Source organism: Pantoea sp. EA-12 (genome assembly GCF_030053355.1).
Classification (GTDB): domain Bacteria; phylum Pseudomonadota; class Gammaproteobacteria; order Enterobacterales; family Enterobacteriaceae; genus Pantoea; species Pantoea vagans_C.
The window spans coordinates 1-15,954 of the sequence record NZ_JASGBY010000008.1 but is presented as its reverse complement, the minus strand read 5'-3'; the positions used below and the strand labels follow the sequence as shown (position 1 = coordinate 15,954).

At 51.8% G+C, this 15,954-nt stretch carries 16 protein-coding genes; 7 read left to right on the top strand and 9 right to left on the bottom strand.

Going from position 1 to position 15,954, the window contains the following annotated elements; all coding sequences use genetic code 11:
• Positions 1-2 precede the first annotated feature (2 nt).
• Entirely contained in the window at positions 3-419 is a 417-nt protein-coding gene (yciA, locus tag QMZ30_RS13680) for an acyl-CoA thioester hydrolase YciA (RefSeq protein WP_058969946.1), read from the top strand.
• A gap of 53 nt (positions 420-472) precedes the next feature.
• Here yciA and tonB read toward each other — a convergent pair whose 3' ends face one another.
• A complete protein-coding gene (gene tonB, locus QMZ30_RS13675) occupies positions 473-1,195 on the bottom strand; it encodes a TonB system transport protein TonB (protein ID WP_283227789.1) in 723 nt (240 codons plus the stop codon).
• A gap of 205 nt (positions 1,196-1,400) precedes the next feature.
• On the opposite strand from tonB, the gene QMZ30_RS13670 reads away from it, so the two are divergent.
• Together QMZ30_RS13670 and QMZ30_RS13665 are read left to right on the top strand one after the other, a co-directional pair.
• Positions 1,401-1,697, top strand: a complete 297-nt coding sequence (locus QMZ30_RS13670; protein ID WP_034828845.1) for a YciI family protein — start codon at positions 1,401-1,403, stop codon at positions 1,695-1,697.
• Positions 1,698-1,700: 3 nt separating this feature from the next.
• Positions 1,701-1,871 carry a hypothetical protein gene (locus QMZ30_RS13665; protein WP_283227788.1) on the top strand — a complete coding sequence of 57 codons (171 nt, stop codon included), beginning with the start codon at positions 1,701-1,703 and terminating at the stop codon, positions 1,869-1,871.
• A 16-nt stretch (positions 1,872-1,887) separates the two neighbouring features.
• Here the strand turns inward: QMZ30_RS13665 and QMZ30_RS13660 are convergent, their stop codons facing one another.
• Positions 1,888-2,061: a YciY family protein gene (locus QMZ30_RS13660; RefSeq protein ID WP_153011410.1), complete on the bottom strand. Its 174-nt coding sequence runs from the start codon at positions 2,059-2,061 to the stop codon at positions 1,888-1,890.
• A 162-nt stretch (positions 2,062-2,223) separates the two neighbouring features.
• On the opposite strand from QMZ30_RS13660, the gene cls reads away from it, so the two are divergent.
• Complete coding sequence (gene cls, locus QMZ30_RS13655) at positions 2,224-3,684, top strand: cardiolipin synthase (protein ID WP_039334624.1); 1,461 nt, start codon at positions 2,224-2,226, stop codon at positions 3,682-3,684.
• A gap of 36 nt (positions 3,685-3,720) precedes the next feature.
• Entirely contained in the window at positions 3,721-4,050 is a 330-nt protein-coding gene (locus QMZ30_RS13650) for an HI1450 family dsDNA-mimic protein (RefSeq protein WP_196761379.1), read from the top strand.
• A gap of 57 nt (positions 4,051-4,107) precedes the next feature.
• On the opposite strand, the gene oppF is transcribed toward QMZ30_RS13650, so the two are convergent.
• From oppF to QMZ30_RS13620, 6 genes are all read right to left on the bottom strand, one after another.
• Entirely contained in the window at positions 4,108-5,112 is a 1,005-nt protein-coding gene (oppF, locus tag QMZ30_RS13645; RefSeq protein WP_058969947.1) for a murein tripeptide/oligopeptide ABC transporter ATP binding protein OppF, read from the bottom strand.
• A complete protein-coding gene (locus QMZ30_RS13640; RefSeq protein WP_039334616.1) occupies positions 5,109-6,128 on the bottom strand; it encodes an ABC transporter ATP-binding protein in 1,020 nt (339 codons plus the stop codon). The genes oppF and QMZ30_RS13640 overlap by 4 nt, the downstream gene beginning before the upstream one ends.
• Before the next feature lie 11 nt (positions 6,129-6,139).
• The gene (oppC, locus tag QMZ30_RS13635; RefSeq protein WP_039334614.1) at positions 6,140-7,048 is read right to left on the bottom strand and encodes an oligopeptide ABC transporter permease OppC; all 909 of its coding nucleotides are present in this window, start codon (positions 7,046-7,048) and stop codon (positions 6,140-6,142) included.
• 15 nt (positions 7,049-7,063) lie between these two features.
• A complete protein-coding gene (gene oppB / locus QMZ30_RS13630) occupies positions 7,064-7,984 on the bottom strand; it encodes an oligopeptide ABC transporter permease OppB (RefSeq protein ID WP_039334612.1) in 921 nt (306 codons plus the stop codon).
• 81 nt (positions 7,985-8,065) lie between these two features.
• Positions 8,066-9,706 (bottom strand): oligopeptide ABC transporter substrate-binding protein OppA, encoded by a 1,641-nt coding sequence (gene oppA, locus QMZ30_RS13625; RefSeq protein ID WP_283227787.1) that lies wholly within the window; start codon positions 9,704-9,706, stop codon positions 8,066-8,068.
• Between the two features lie 159 nt (positions 9,707-9,865).
• Entirely contained in the window at positions 9,866-11,500 is a 1,635-nt protein-coding gene (locus tag QMZ30_RS13620) for an ABC transporter substrate-binding protein (RefSeq protein WP_283227786.1), read from the bottom strand.
• 394 nt (positions 11,501-11,894) lie between these two features.
• On the opposite strand from QMZ30_RS13620, the gene QMZ30_RS13615 reads away from it, so the two are divergent.
• Positions 11,895-12,056 carry a hypothetical protein gene (locus QMZ30_RS13615; RefSeq protein WP_283227785.1) on the top strand — a complete coding sequence of 54 codons (162 nt, stop codon included), beginning with the start codon at positions 11,895-11,897 and terminating at the stop codon, positions 12,054-12,056.
• Between the two features lie 18 nt (positions 12,057-12,074).
• Here QMZ30_RS13615 and QMZ30_RS13610 read toward each other — a convergent pair whose 3' ends face one another.
• A complete protein-coding gene (locus tag QMZ30_RS13610) occupies positions 12,075-12,722 on the bottom strand; it encodes a YchE family NAAT transporter (protein ID WP_039334607.1) in 648 nt (215 codons plus the stop codon).
• Positions 12,723-13,168: 446 nt separating this feature from the next.
• Here QMZ30_RS13610 and adhE point away from each other — a divergent pair, with 446 nt between their 5' ends.
• Positions 13,169-15,847 carry a bifunctional acetaldehyde-CoA/alcohol dehydrogenase gene (gene adhE, locus QMZ30_RS13605; protein WP_283227784.1) on the top strand — a complete coding sequence of 893 codons (2,679 nt, stop codon included), beginning with the start codon at positions 13,169-13,171 and terminating at the stop codon, positions 15,845-15,847.
• The last annotated feature ends 107 nt before the right edge of the window (positions 15,848-15,954 follow it).

The following is a 15,954-nucleotide window of genomic DNA, read 5'->3' as shown; positions in this document are numbered from 1 at the left end:
CAATGGACGAAAAACATAAATTGCCGCAAGGCGAGATGGTGTCGCGCACCCTGGCGATGCCAGCGGATACCAATGCCAATGGCGATATCTTTGGCGGCTGGTTGATGTCACAGATGGATATGGGCGGTGCCATCATGGCCAAGGAGATTGCAGAAGGCCGTGTGGTGACCGTTCGTGTTGATGGCATGTCGTTCCTGAAGCCGGTGGCTGTGGGAGATGTTGTGAGCTGCTATGCCCGCTGCATCCGCACCGGCAACAGTTCTATGACCATCAACGTCGAAGTATGGATCAAAAAAGTGTCGTCTGAACCGATTGGTCAAACCTACTGTGCCACCGAAGCGGTGTTCGTGTATGTCGCGGTTGATCACTCAGGTAAATCGCGACCGTTACCTGCGGAAAAAGCGAACCTGGCTGAATAAATGCCATTAAAAAAGCGGTCATCGACCGCTTTTTTCTTTGTCCGCTTGCGACATTATTCGATGTTTGCGCCGCCGTTAATACGGAACACGATATTCATCGTCAATCCTTTACCTGGTCGACCCGGCTGATAACGCCACTTCTTCATCGCTTGCTTCACTTCACGCTCGAACATGTTGCGCGGCTCGGCTGAGAGAATTTCCACATTATCGACGCGCCCATCACTGTCTACATCAAATTGAACGCGCACGCGGCCTTCAACGCGCAGTGCGAATGCACGGGCGGGATAGGCGGGCTTACTGACATTCATCGCTTTCGGGCCGTCAGAGACCGTTTGTGTCAGCGCAGGGTTGGCTTTCGGCGCTGTGGTCGGACGCGTCTGCGTCGTCGGAATATCCTGCTTGACCGGATTCTCCTGCGGTTTCACTTCTTTGCGCGGCTTCGGCTCGACCTTCTTCTCTACCTTTGGTTTCGGTTTAGGTTTTGGCTTCGGCTCAGGCTTGGGAATCGGCACCGGTTCCACTTTCGGCGGTTCTGGCGCGACTTCAGGTTCCGGCTCAGGCTCCGGCGGTGGCGGAGTGACCACGGCCGGTGCAGGTTCCGGCTGTACTTCGGGTGCCACCATGGTCACGCTGATCGGCTGGGATGCTTTCGGAACCTCAATGGTCTGATGAAACGATGCATAAAGAATGCCCGCGATAACCGAACCGTGAAGAACCACGGATAAAATCATAGCCACGGGGGTACGAGCAGGAAGAGGCGTAGTCAACGTCGTCATATCAGTCATATTCATTGAGTGAAGGACAGATTTTAAATGCAAATAGCAATCAGTTTCAATAAGCGATGTGCAACCGATGACCAGAAAGTCTTTTTTTAACCCAAATGGCGCTCAGAGCCCGTGTCATTATCTTTCATTTGCACTCTGATTAACGATCACTTAACGTGTCTCGCAATTTCGGCAAGTCTAACGGGAGTACCCCATCGTGCTTTACGTCATTTATGCGGAAGATACCGCAGATTCACTGGAAAAACGCAATTCCGTACGCCCTGCGCATCTCGCGCGCTTGCAGTTACTGCAGGATGAAGGTCGTCTGATCGCCGCGGGTCCTATGCCTGCTGTCGACAGCAACGATCCCGGCCCTGCTGGTTTTACCGGTTCAGTGATTATTGCTGAGTTTTCGTCTCTGGAAACGGCGCAATCCTGGGCCAATGACGACCCTTACATTGCCGCTGGCGTGTACGAGAAAGTGGCCGTCAAACCGTTTAAACGCGTATTTTAAAAGATGTGGCAGTCGGTTTTACTGTTGATCGCCGTGTTAGCGCTGATTGGCAGAGCGGTGTGGGTCTGGCGTCGACAGGGTTGGCGCCAGGCAAAACAGCACATAGTGATGTTGGTGGTGCTGGCCGCAGCGCTGCAGATTGTTAACGTATCTCTGGTGTTACGCGGCGCTTGATGGCCGCGTAAGCCTTTCACATATTCTGGTTGATGAACAGAATAGAGCGGCGATGTTCCTGCGCCACCTGATGACGTATGGTATGGATACGTTTGTAGCGACGTGACTGCCCTTCAAGCCAGCGAGCACGACGGCGGTGTACCTGACGTAACATTCTCCAGCGTGCCACTTCATTTCTGCTTCGTTTCATCACATCCTCTCAGACAGGCTAAACTCGCCGGGCATTATAAAGATTTGATTGAAAATGCCAAATCGAAAGCTTCATTGAACTGTCATTCACGATTAAAGGTTTCACTAGTGCGGATCAGCACGTAAACTTTGCTCATCAAAGCGCGAACGGGATGTCCACTTAATGACCACATTTTATACCCTTCTCAGTTGGTTGCTTCTGTTTGGCTACTGGTTGCTGATTGCGGGTGTCACACTGCGTATTCTGATGAAACGCCGTGCCGTGACCTCTGCAATGGCCTGGTTGCTGATCATCTACATTCTGCCGCTGGTGGGTATCATCGCGTATCTGTCTTTTGGTGAGTTGCACCTCGGCAAACGCCGGGCGGAACGCGCGCGCACCATGTGGCCCTCCACCGCCAAATGGCTTAACGACCTCAAACAATGTCGCCATATCTTTGCCACAGAGCACAGTGATGTTGCACGCTCGCTGTTTGATCTGTGCCGCCATCGGCAAGGCATTGCGGGCGTTAAAGGCAACCAGCTGCAACTCCTGACCAGTTCAGATGACGTGATGCACGCCCTGATCCGCGACATCCAGCTGGCACGTCATAATATCGAGATGGTGTTTTATATCTGGCAACCAGGTGGCCTGGCAGATGAGGTGGCCGAATCACTGATGGCCGCCTCGCGTCGTGGCGTACATTGTCGCCTGATGCTGGATTCCGCCGGCAGTGTGGCCTTCTTCCGCAGCCCGTGGGCCAATATGATGCGCAATGCAGGCATTGATGTTGTCGAGGCCTTACAGGTTAGCCTGCTGCGTGTCTTCTTGCGTCGTATGGACTTACGTCAACATCGCAAAGTGGTATTGATCGATAACTACATCGCCTACACCGGTAGCATGAATCTGGTCGACCCGCGCTTCTTTAAACAGGATGCGGGCGTGGGCCAATGGATTGATTTGATGGCCCGCATGGAAGGCCCTGTCGCCACCACCATGGGGATTGTTTACGCCTGTGACTGGGAAATCGAAACCGGCAAGCGCATTCTGCCCCCGGCTCCTGATGCCAACATCATGCCGTTTGAACAGGAAAGCGGTCATATCATTCAGGTTATCGCTTCTGGCCCCGGTTTCCCTGAAGACATGATTCATCAGGCGTTGCTGACAGCGGTCTATTCCGCGCGTGAGCAACTGATTATGACCACACCCTACTTCGTGCCGAGCGATGACCTGCTGCATGCCATTTGCACCGCTGCGCTGCGAGGGGTCGAAGTCAGCATTGTGGTGCCTCGCCATAACGACTCCTTGTTGGTCGGATGGGCCAGCCGCGCCTTCTTCACTGAACTGCTCGAAGCGGGCGTGAAAATTTACCAGTTCGAAGATGGTTTACTGCATACCAAGAGCGTGCTGGTCGATGGCCAGCTCAGTCTGGTCGGGACCGTTAATCTGGATATGCGCAGCCTGTGGCTCAATTTTGAAATCACCCTTGTGGTCGATGATGATGGCTTTGGCAGCGATTTAGCTACCGTCCAGGATGATTACATTGCCCGTTCACGCTTGCTGGATGGTGCGCGCTGGGCGAAACGTGCGTGGTGGCAGCGGATCGTTGAACGACTGTTTTACTTCTTTAGTCCTTTACTGTAAAACGAGCGAAAATATTACCGCCTCAGGCAAGCAGGAATGACTATGGATTTAAATAATCGCCTTACCGAAGATGAAACGCTGGAACAGGCTTACGACATTTTTCTCGAGCTGGCTGGCGATAATCTTGATCCCGCTGACATCATTCTGTTTAATCTGCAGTTTGAAGAACGCGGCGGCGCAGAGCTGTTTGATCCCGCGGAAGACTGGCAGGAACATGTCGATTTCGATCTCAACCCAGATTTCTTCGCAGAAGTGGTGATTGGTTTGGGTGAAGCAGACGGTGAACCGATTACGGATGTGTTTGCCCGCGTGTTGCTGTGCCGCGAGAAAGACCACAAGCTGTGCCACATTCTGTGGCGTGAATAATCTGCAGCTGAAGATCAAAATAACGCCGGGCATCTGCCCGGCGTTTTTATTTTCAGCTTAAAGCGGGTCGACCTTCAAACAGGATACCGCATGGCGGAAACTGCCCTCCAGTAACGGACGCGTTTTAGCACATTCCGGCCCGGCAATCGGACAACGCGTGCGGAACACGCAGCCCGACGGTGGATTGATTGGTGAAGGCAACTCCCCTTCCAGCAACTGGATCTGCTTATTCTTCTCCAGATCGGGATCCGGGATCGGCACCGCCGACATCAGCGCACGGGTGTACGGATGTTGCGGGTTATTGTACACCGAGTCGTACGTGCCCAGCTCCACCGCATGGCCGAGATACATCACCAAGACGCGATCGGAGATGTGCTTAACCACCGCCAGGTCATGCGCGATAAAGATCAGTGATAATCCCATCTCACGCTGCAACTTTTGCAGCAAGTTAACCACCTGCGCCTGAATCGACACATCCAGCGCCGACACTGGCTCATCACAGATAATCAGTTTTGGCTCCAGGATCAGTGCACGGGCAATACCAATACGCTGACACTGTCCACCTGAAAACTCGTGCGGATAACGGTTGATAAGGTTAGGCAACAGACCTACCTTCATCATCATATTCTTCACCTTATCCTTCACTTCCTGTTTAGGCATCTTCGGATAATAAGTGCGCAGCGGTTCCGCGATGATGTCACCGATGGTCATGCGTGGGTTTAGCGAGGCCAGCGGGTCCTGGAAGATCATCTGGATATCACTGCGCGCCTGACGCCACTCATCCTGACTTTGCCCCAGTAAATCGCGCCCCAGCCAGGCTACACGACCGTCAGTGGCTTTCACCAGACCGATAATGGCACGTGCCAGGGTCGATTTACCGCAACCCGACTCACCTACCACGCCAAGTGTTTCACCCTCGTAAAGACGCAGGCTGACGCCATCCACCGCTTTAAGGGTTTTTGCTGGCTGCCAGAACCACTGCTTGCCGTCTTTGATCTCGAAATGCACCTTAAGATCGGCAATTTCCAGTAAGACTTTCTTCTCTTCGATGATGGTGCTCATACCAATTCCTCCACCGGTTTGAAGCAGGCACGCAGTCGACCTTCAGCAAAAGGTTCCAGCGGCGGCGATTTCGCGCATACGTCCATAGCATAGGCACAGCGCGGCTGGAACGGGCAGCCCTGCGGCAAACGCAACAGGTTCGGCGGGTTGCCAGGAATGGTGGTCAGTGACTCCCCTTCTTCCGCATCCAGACGCGGTACGGCGCTCAGCAGGCCGATGGAATAAGGATGCGCTGGTTGATAGAACACATCGCGCGCGCGACCGTATTCCATGGTACGACCGGCGTACATCACCAGCACTTTGTCACAGATGCCAGCAACCACACCGAGGTCGTGGGTGATCATGATGATGGCAGTATTGAATTCGCGTTTCAGCTCGTTCAGTAATGTCATGATCTGCGCCTGCACCGTCACATCCAGCGCCGTCGTCGGCTCATCCGCAATCAGCAACTTAGGACGGCACAGCAACGCCATCGCGATCATCACGCGCTGACGCATGCCGCCTGAAAACTCATGCGGGAACATCTTCATGCGTTTACGCGCTTCCGGCATTTTTACCGCGTCCAGCATGCGTACTGACTCTTCAAACGCCTGGGCACTGTTCATGCCTTTATGCAGTTTGAGCACTTCCATCAGCTGCTCGCCCACGCGCATATACGGGTTAAGCGAGGTCATCGGATCCTGGAAAATCATCGCAATCTGCTCGGCACGCAGTTTGTTCAGTTTGTTCTCCGGCAGGTTAAGGATCTCTTCGCCGTTGAACTTTGCCGAGCCACCAATACGGCCGTTTTTCGCCAGTAAGCCCATCAAAGCAAACGCGGTTTGCGATTTACCTGAACCTGACTCACCGACAATGCCCAGGGTTTCCCCTGCACGCAGTGAGAAGTTAAGATCGTTGACTGCGGTCACATCACCGTCGTGCGTACCAAAGGTCACGCGCAGATCTTTGACGTCCAGCAACAGGTTACTGTTTCCCGCACGCGCAGCCATGGCTGGCTGAAATTCATGAATAGTCATCGGGAAACTCCTTAACGATCTTTCGGGTCGAGGGCATCACGCAGGCCATCGCCGATAAAGTTAAAACAGAACAGCGTAACCACGAGGAAACCCGCCGGGAACATCAGCAACCATGGCGAGACTTCCATGGAATTGGCGCCATCACTGAGTAACGCGCCCCAACTGCTCAGGGGTTCTTGCGTACCCAACCCCAGGAAGCTGAGGAAGGATTCAAACAGAATCATGCTTGGCACCAGCAGCGAGGCATATACCACCACCACGCCTAACACGTTCGGCACAATATGACGCAGCACAATATTAAAGGTTGAAACCCCACCCACTTGCGCCGCTTCAATAAACTCTTTGCGCTTCAGACCCAGTGTTTGCCCGCGCACAATACGCGCCATATCCAGCCAGGACACCATCCCGATAGCCACAAAGATCAGCAGAATATTACGGCCGAAGAAGGTCACCAGCAGGATCACGAAGAACATAAACGGGAAGGAGTTGAGGATTTCCAGGATACGCATCATCACGGAGTCGATTTTTCCCCCGAGATAACCCGCCAGCGAGCCATAAAGCGTGCCGACCAGCACCGCAATCAGCGCGGAGGCAATCCCGACCATCAGTGAGATACGCCCACCAATCGCCACACGTACCAGCAGATCGCGTCCTGAAGAATCCGTGCCAAACCAATGGCCAGATACCGTATCCGGAGCAGCGGACATCATGCCCCAGTCGGTGTCATCATATTTGAACTGTGACAATACCGGTGCAAAGACCACAAACAGCGTGATCACTAACAGCACCAGCAAGCTGATCAGCGCGGCGCGGTTATGGATGAAGCGACGACGCGCATCCTGCCACAGGCTGCGCCCTTCGACTTCCAGTTTTTCACTGAAGGCATCCAGAGCTTCGCTGTTTTTCTTACTTAACATCATGGGCGAACTCCACCATCAGTAACGGATTTTTGGATCGATCACGGCGTACAGCACATCAACGATCGCATTAAACAAAATAGTCAGCACGCCGACCAAAATGGTCAGACTCATCACCAGCGAGTAGTCACGGTTTAGTGCACCGTTAACGAACAGCTGGCCGATACCCGGCAGACCATAAATGGACTCGATCACCATTGAACCAGTGATGATGCCGACGAACGCCGGGCCCATGTAGGAGAGCACAGGGAGCATCGCGGGCTTAAGGGCGTGACGCAATACAATACGACGCAGCGGCAGCCCTTTAGCGCGCGCGGTGCGGATAAAGTTGGAGTGCATCACTTCAATCATCGAGCCACGCGTAATACGCGCGATGCTGGCGATGTAGGCCAGTGACAATGCCACCATCGGCAATAACATATAATTCCACTGACCGCCGTTCCAGCCGCCGCCTGGCAACCAGCGCAGGGTGATGGCGAAGACCAACACCAGCAGCGGCGCGACGACAAAGCTGGGTATCACCACGCCCGTCATGGCGACCCCCATCACCGCATAGTCCCACAGGCTATTCTGCTTGAGCGCGGCGATCACGCCTGCGGTTACCCCCAACACTACCGCCAGGAAAAACGCGGCCAGGCCCAGTTTGGCTGAAACCGGGAAGGCATGGCCGACCAAATAGTTGACTGAGTAGTCTTTGTATTTAAACGACGGACCAAAATCGCCATGTGCCAGCTGTACCAGATAACTGACATACTGCTTACCGATGGGATCGTTGAGATGATATTTGGCTTCGATATTCGCCATCACTTCAGGCGACAGCGTACGCTCGCCGGTAAACGGACTGCCGGGTGCCAGTCGCATCATAAAGAAGGAGATGGTGATCAAGATAAAGAGCGTCGGGATCGCTTCCAGAAGCCGACGCAGGATGAATTTTAACATTGCCGTACCTACCAGGCTGTTGCTTCACAAAGTCAAAAAGGCGGTGCCGCAGCACCGCCACTGTCGATAGCCTGAGTGCTATTAATGTTTAATGATATACAGGTTTTTATCGAGGGTTTTATCCAGCGGATCGTTGCCGGTGTAACCACCCACATACGGTTTCACCAGACGCGCATTCACGTAGTAGTAAACGGGCACGATGGTGCTGTCTTTATCCAGGATTTGCTCAGCTTTCTGGTAATCCGCAACACGGGCTTTATCGTCTACCGCTTTCACCGCATCGTGGATCACTTTATCGAAGTCTGCGCTCTTATAATGTGAGGTGTTACTGCTGCTGTCAGACAGCATGATGTTCAGGAATGACGTCGGTTCGTTATAGTCTGCGCACCAGGCGGCACGAGACACATCGAAGTTGCCCTGATGGCGGGTATCCAGGAAGGTCTTCCACTCCTGGTTTTCCAGCTTGATGTTCACGCCAATGTTTTTCTTCCAAATAGAAGAGGCAGCAATGGCTAACTTCTTATGCAGATCAGAGGTGTTATACAGCAAGTTGAAGGTCAGTGGCTTATCTGCGGTATAACCCGCTTCGGCCAACAGTTTCTTCGCTTCTTCGTTACGCTTGTTCTGATCCCATTTGAACCAGTCTGGTGGCAACAGTTCCATGCCATCGGTAGCCGGAGGGGTAAAGCTGTAAGCAGGCAGCTGGCCCTGCGCCAGAACCTTGTTGACCATGATGTCACGATCCAGACCCAGTTTCAGTGCAGTACGCACGCGTGGATCGGTGAATGGCGCTTTCTGGTTATTGATTTCATAGTAATAGGTGCAGAGGTATGGCTTCACCATCAACTCTTTGCCGTTGTCACGCTGCAGCTTTTTGAACAGCTCAATCGGCATGTTGTTATAGGTGATGTCGCTGCCGTTCTCAGAGAAGTAACGGTTGACGTCACTGACTTCGGAGTTGATTGGCAGGAAGGTCACTTTGTTCAACACGGTATGCGCGTTATCCCAGTACTCTGGGTTACGCACGAGGGTCACGCGCTCGTTGATCACGTGAGATTCCAGCTTAAATGCACCGTTACCCACCCAGTTCTGTGGCTGGGTCCACTGGTCGCCAAACTTCTCAATAGCAGGCTTATACACTGGAGACATCACGGAGTTGATCAGCAGCTTATAGAAGTAAGGCACTGGCTCACTCAGGGTCACTTGCAGAGTGTGATCGTCAAGCGCTTTCACACCCAAATCAGTGACAGGTTTTTTACCCGCGATGATGTCGTCAACGTTCTCGATATGGCCGTACTGCGGATAGCTGGCGTATGGAGAGGCCGTTTTCGGATCGACCAGACGCTGCCAGCTGTAGACGAAATCTTGTGCGGTGACAGGCTCACCGTTTGACCATTTGGCGTTCTTGCGCAGATGGAAAGTCCAGACTTTGAAATCTTTGTTTTCCCAGCTTTCCGCCACGCCCGGAATTGGCTTACCATCGCTGTCACTGATGATCAGACCTTCGTACAGGTCACGCGCGATGTTATCTTCCGGCACACCTTCAATTTTATGCGGGTCAAGTGACTGAACTTCGTCACCATTGCCACGTACCAGTTCCTGTTTTGCTGCCAATTCAACGCCTGCTGGTACTGTCGCTGCCAGCGCGGCATTCCCTGCCAGCGCGCCGATTGCTGCAAGAACGCCAGCGGCAATCAGGCTTTTTTTCGTGATGTTGTTCATTATTACGCTCCAGTTTTATTATCGTCACCGGGTCGGTCAACCGCCCAGCGTACCCCGTTTCCGGGAGATCTCTGCCTGTCTGAACAGAGATCACTACCACCCTTCAGGGTTTACTTCAGTAACGTGCCGCCCGACTGTAGCGCCGGATCGGCCCATTACTCAATGTTTCTTTATGTAATAGTATTTCAATGCCAGCATATCCTGCGGATCTTTACCGGTGTAACCGCCTACCCAAGGCTTCACCAGACGCACGCTCACCCGGTAATAAACCGGAATGATGGCGGAATCTTTATCCAACTGGGCTTCAGCTTGCTGATACAAGGCCGCACGCTGTGCGTCATCGGTTACGGTCAGGGTTTGCGCCATCAATTTGTCAAACGTATCGCTATGATAAAACGCGGTATTGATCGATGACCCACTCAACAGCATATTGAGGAAAGTGGAGGGTTCGTTGTAATCCGAACACCAGGTTGCGCGCACCACGTCGTACTGTGCCTGATGGCGCGTTTCCAGCAGCGTTTTCCACTCCTGATTCTGTAACGTGACCTCGGCGCCGAGGTTTTTCTGCCACATCGAAGCCGCGGCAATTGCCTGCCGTTTATTCTGTTCTGAGGTGTTATACAGCAACGTAAACCGCAGTGGATGCTGCGCCGTGAATCCCGCCTCAGCCAGCAATTGCTTCGCACTGGCATTGCGATCAGCTTGTGTCTGCTTCGACCAGGCTGGCGCCTCAGGCGTGATACCGTGCGTGAACGGCGGCGTCAGGCCATATGCTGGGATCTGCCCCTGCCCCATGATTTTGTCGGCGATGATGTCACGGTCGAGAGTTAACTTGAGTGCGGTTCTCACGCGGGCATCAGTGAACGGCGCTTTTTTATTGTTGATTTCGTAGTAGAAGGTGCAAAGCAGTGGGCTGACTTTTACCTGTTCGCCCAGGTCTTGTTGTAATTTCTTAAACAAGTCTGGCGGCACGACGCTATTGGTCATATCCGAGCCGCCACTGCGGTAGCGGTTAATATCGCTATTTTCAGACGTGAGTGGCAGTAATATGCCCTCATCAATCACCGTGTGCACGTTGTCCCAATAACGCGGATTACGCTTGAGAACGATTTTCTCATTGACCACCCAATCAGCCAGCGTATAGGCACCATTCCCTACATAGTGTTGAGGCTGAGTCCATTGCTCACCCCATTTCTCAACGGCAGCACGGTACACCGGCTTCATCGCGGTGTGGGCCAGCATGTCGATAAAATAGGGAACGGGTTCTGAGAGAGTGACCTGAAGATGATGATCATCCAGCGCCTTGACGCCCAATTCAGTGGGAGAGGCTTTACCGGCCAGAATAGAATCAATATTGGCGATATGGGCCGCTTGCAGGTAACTGGCATAAGGTGATGCCGTTTTCGGATCGGCCAGGCGCTGCCAACTGTAAACGAAATCTTGCGCGGTCACCGGCTCGCCATTGCTCCACTGAGCATTGTCACGCAAAGTAAACGTCCAGATACGGCCATGGTCGTTGCGCCAGGAAGAGGCGACACCCGGAACAATTTGTCCGTTATTATCCGTCTCTACCAATCCTTCCAGTAAATTTCGAATCACATTGGACTCGGGCACACCTTCGGTTTTTTGCGGATCTAACGAGGCGACTTCACTGCCATTGTTAATTACAATGCGCTGTGTTTCTGCCAATGGCACACCCGCTGTAACTTCTGCTGCCTGACTGTTTGCAATTATTCCCGACAAGCAAAGCGCCAGGAGAGAAGGCGCCGCCTTTTTCGCTACCATGCTTTTCATCAACAAATATCAACCCTAAACATTAACCCGCTAGCGAGTAAGCAAGAAGCGTACTCATTTGTCGCCAGCGGATAAAAAATTTGCGATGTGCCGAAAATTATCAGAACAAATGCCCGCACGCCAAAGCCAAACAGCAAAAATGTTAGCTAATTCTCTTTTATCACGGACATGCCCACAGTAAAAGTGTTAATTTTTACACTGAAAAATCAAATAACTTAATGATATTTATAAGTTAAATTCATTATTTGCGGGAGTTTTATACAAGCACAATTTTCATGAGTACAAAATCGAAATTCATCTGCATTAGCAAGCCTTAACGGCATAATAAATTAATTATGACGATTAAAGCCTTATATAAATCTCACAAATAACAGTCTTTAGAGGAAAAAACACTGTGACAATTATCACAAAGATATGTGATAAAAGTGGCGATGAGAGTAGTAATAGTAGCAAAAGTGATGCTGAAGAGGCTGTATTAAGCGAGATGAATATTTTCACCAAACTGGTGCAAATAATTCTCTTTTTGCACCAATATGGATCAATGCAGGGTTATTGAAGAAAAATAACCCTCCCTTTAATTGAGTAAGCCTGGGAAAATGGCTTTCATTCCGGTGACCACAAATTCAATTCCCAGCGCCATCAATAGCAAACCCATTATACGGGTAATGACGTTAATGCCGGTTTGTCCTAATACGCGCACCATTAAGGGCGCCGCACGGAATAGCAACCAGCAACAAAATGCAAAAATGGCAATGGCAATGGTAAAACCGATCAGATTCGGCCAACTGTGATAGCGCGTGCTCCAGACGATAGTAGAGCTGATAGCACCCGGTCCGGCCATCAAGGGTAACGCTAACGGAACCACACCAATGCTCTCACGTATCGCCGTCTCTGACTTCTCCTGCTTGTTCTGCTTATCCTCGCCCAGCTTGCCACTGATCATCGACATCGCAATGGTCACCACCAGGATGCCACCGGCGATACGGAATGAGTCGATAGAGATACCAAACAGATGCAGGATCGCATCCCCCAGGAACAGTGACGTCCAGAGAATGATTGCCACAGCCAGATTCGCCGTGAAGTTGGTTTTATTTCGCTCAGCAGCGGCTTGATAGCTGGTCATGCTGATAAACACCGGGATGATGCCCACGGGATTGACCAAGGCAAACAGACCGACAAAAAACTTAATATAGCCGGAAAAATCAAGTAGCACGGGATTCAAAGTGAGCTCCGGAAAATGTGTGTTTAAAAAAACGCGCTTAATGTAGTGCAAAAGCCGGATGAAAAACCAGTAGGTCAGGCAGAAATTTATGCTGCCATTTTTGCCACAATCCAGTTTATTTATCTGCTGTTAGCGTCCAGTGCACGTCCTTCATCAAATCCGCCCCGACCAGAGGCCCCGAGAAAGTTACTTTAGTTGCGAAAGTGGGTGCTGAATGGTGTCAGCTTGGATGCCAATTGATCTGCATCAAAATTCAGCTACCTCATCGGGGGTAATCTTACCGCATCGAAACTTGTTACAGAGACACAGGCTTCTTGACCAGGAAACCCTTTTAGTAAGCAACGGCAAATCACCGCCATCCTGAGCAACGTATAAGCATAGCGCGACTATACTTCTGAACTCAGGCTTGTTTACTAAAAGAGTTTAACTTCCTTCAGGAGAGTACTATGGCCGTTACTAATGTTGCCGAGCTTAATGCACTGGTTGAGCGTGTTAAAAAGGCACAGCGTGAATTCGCCAATTTTAGCCAAGAACAAGTTGATACCATTTTCCGCGCCGCTGCACTTGCCGCCGCTGATGCCCGCATCCCCCTCGCTAAGATGGCTGTTGCCGAATCCGGTATGGGTATTGTTGAAGACAAAGTGATCAAGAACCACTTCGCTTCCGAATACATCTACAACGCCTATAAAGATGAGAAAACCTGCGGTGTGTTAGACACCGATGACACTTTCGGCACCATCACTATCGCCGAGCCGATTGGCCTGATTTGCGGTATTGTGCCAACCACCAACCCAACCTCTACCGCTATCTTTAAAGCACTCATCAGCCTGAAAACGCGTAACGGCATTATCTTCTCCCCGCATCCACGTGCCAAAGACGCCACCAACAAAGCAGCGGATATCGTGCTGCAGGCGGCCATTGCTGCCGGTGCGCCGAAGGATATTATTGGCTGGATTGACGCGCCTTCTGTCGAGCTGTCTAACCAACTGATGCACCATCCAGACATCAACCTGATTCTGGCCACCGGTGGCCCAGGCATGGTGAAAGCTGCCTACAGTTCAGGTAAACCAGCAATTGGTGTCGGTGCCGGTAACACGCCAGTGGTGATCGATGAGACCGCGGATATCAAACGTGCAGTTGCTTCTATTCTGATGTCCAAAACCTTCGACAACGGCGTTATCTGTGCGTCTGAACAGTCCGTCATTGTGGTCGATTCCGTCTACGATGCCGTTCGCGAGCGCTTCGCCACCCATGGCGGATATCTGCTGCAAGGTAAAGAGTTGAAAGCGATTCAGGACATCATCCTGAAAAACGGCGCACTTAACGCCGCCATTGTGGGTCAACCTGCTTATAAGATTGCTGAACTGGCCGGCATTAGCGTGCCTACCTCGACCAAAATTCTGATTGGTGAAGTGAAGCTGGTTGATGAATCTGAGCCTTTTGCGCATGAAAAACTGTCACCGACGCTGGCCATGTACCGTGCGAAGGATTACCACGATGCGGTAGATAAAGCAGAGAAACTGGTTGCCATGGGCGGTATCGGTCACACCTCTTGTCTGTACACTGACCAGGATAACCAGCACGAACGCGTGCACTACTTCGGCGACAAGATGAAGACGGCACGTATCTTGATTAATACCCCGGCTTCCCAAGGTGGTATCGGTGACCTGTACAACTTCAAACTTGCGCCATCATTAACGCTGGGCTGTGGTTCATGGGGGGGTAACTCCATTTCTGAAAACGTGGGACCTAAACATCTCATCAACAAGAAAACCGTGGCCAAGCGAGCTGAAAATATGTTGTGGCATAAACTTCCGAAGTCTATTTACTTCCGTCGTGGCTCATTGCCAATTGCACTCGAAGAAGTCGCCACTGACGGTGCAAAACGCGCCTTTATCGTGACTGACCGCTTCCTGTTCAACAATGGCTATGCGGATCAGGTCACACGCGTACTGAAATCTCACGGTATCGAAACCGAAGTCTTCTTTGAAGTGGAAGCTGACCCAACCCTGAGCATCGTGCGTAAAGGTGCGGAGCAGATGAACAGCTTCAAACCGGATGTGATTATCGCCTTGGGTGGTGGTTCACCGATGGATGCCGCGAAAATCATGTGGGTGATGTACGAACATCCAGAAACCCATTTCGAAGAACTGGCACTGCGCTTTATGGATATCCGTAAACGTATCTACAAGTTCCCGAAAATGGGCGTGAAAGCACGCATGGTGGCGATTACCACCACGTCCGGTACGGGTTCAGAAGTGACTCCGTTTGCGGTGGTTACCGACGATGCGACCGGTCAGAAATATCCATTAGCGGATTATGCCCTGACGCCTGACATGGCGATTGTCGATGCCAACTTAGTCATGGATATGCCGCGTTCGCTCTGTGCGTTCGGTGGTCTCGATGCCGTAACGCACTCGCTGGAAGCCTACGTCTCAGTTCTGGCCAACGAGTACTCTGACGGACAAGCCCTGCAAGCGTTGAAACTGCTGAAAGAGAACCTGCCAGCCAGCTATCGTGAAGGTGCTAAAAACCCAGTTGCGCGTGAGCGTGTGCACAATGCAGCCACCATTGCCGGCATCGCCTTTGCTAATGCCTTCCTGGGCGTGTGTCACTCAATGGCGCATAAATTGGGTTCAGAGTTCCATATCCCACATGGTCTGGCTAACGCCCTGCTGATTTGCAACGTCATCCGCTATAACGCGAATGATAACCCAACTAAGCAGACAGCCTTCAGCCAGTATGACCGTCCTCAGGCACGCCGTCGTTATGCGGAAATTGCCGACCACCTGGGCTTGAGCGCCGAAGGTGATCGCACCGCACAGAAAATTGAAAAACTGCTTGCATGGCTGGAAGAGATGAAAACCCAGTTGGGCATCCCAACATCCATTCGTGAAGCGGGCGTGCAGGAAGCAGACTTCCTGGCGAAAGTCGATAAACTGGCAGACGATGCCTTTGATGACCAGTGTACCGGTGCTAACCCACGCTACCCACTGATCGCTGAACTGAAACAAATCATGCTGGATACCTTCTACGGCCGTGAATTCTCAGAGTCAGAGAGTGCTAATACTGAACTCGTCGATGAGAAAGCGGTGAAAGTTGAGAAGAAAACCAAGAAAGCATAAGTTGTCATAAACAAAAAAACCCGCTGCGGCGCTGAGGAATCCCCAGTAATGGGCGGGTAAAATAAGACAGGCATAGAGATATGTGATCTACTGATTGTTCCACCAAT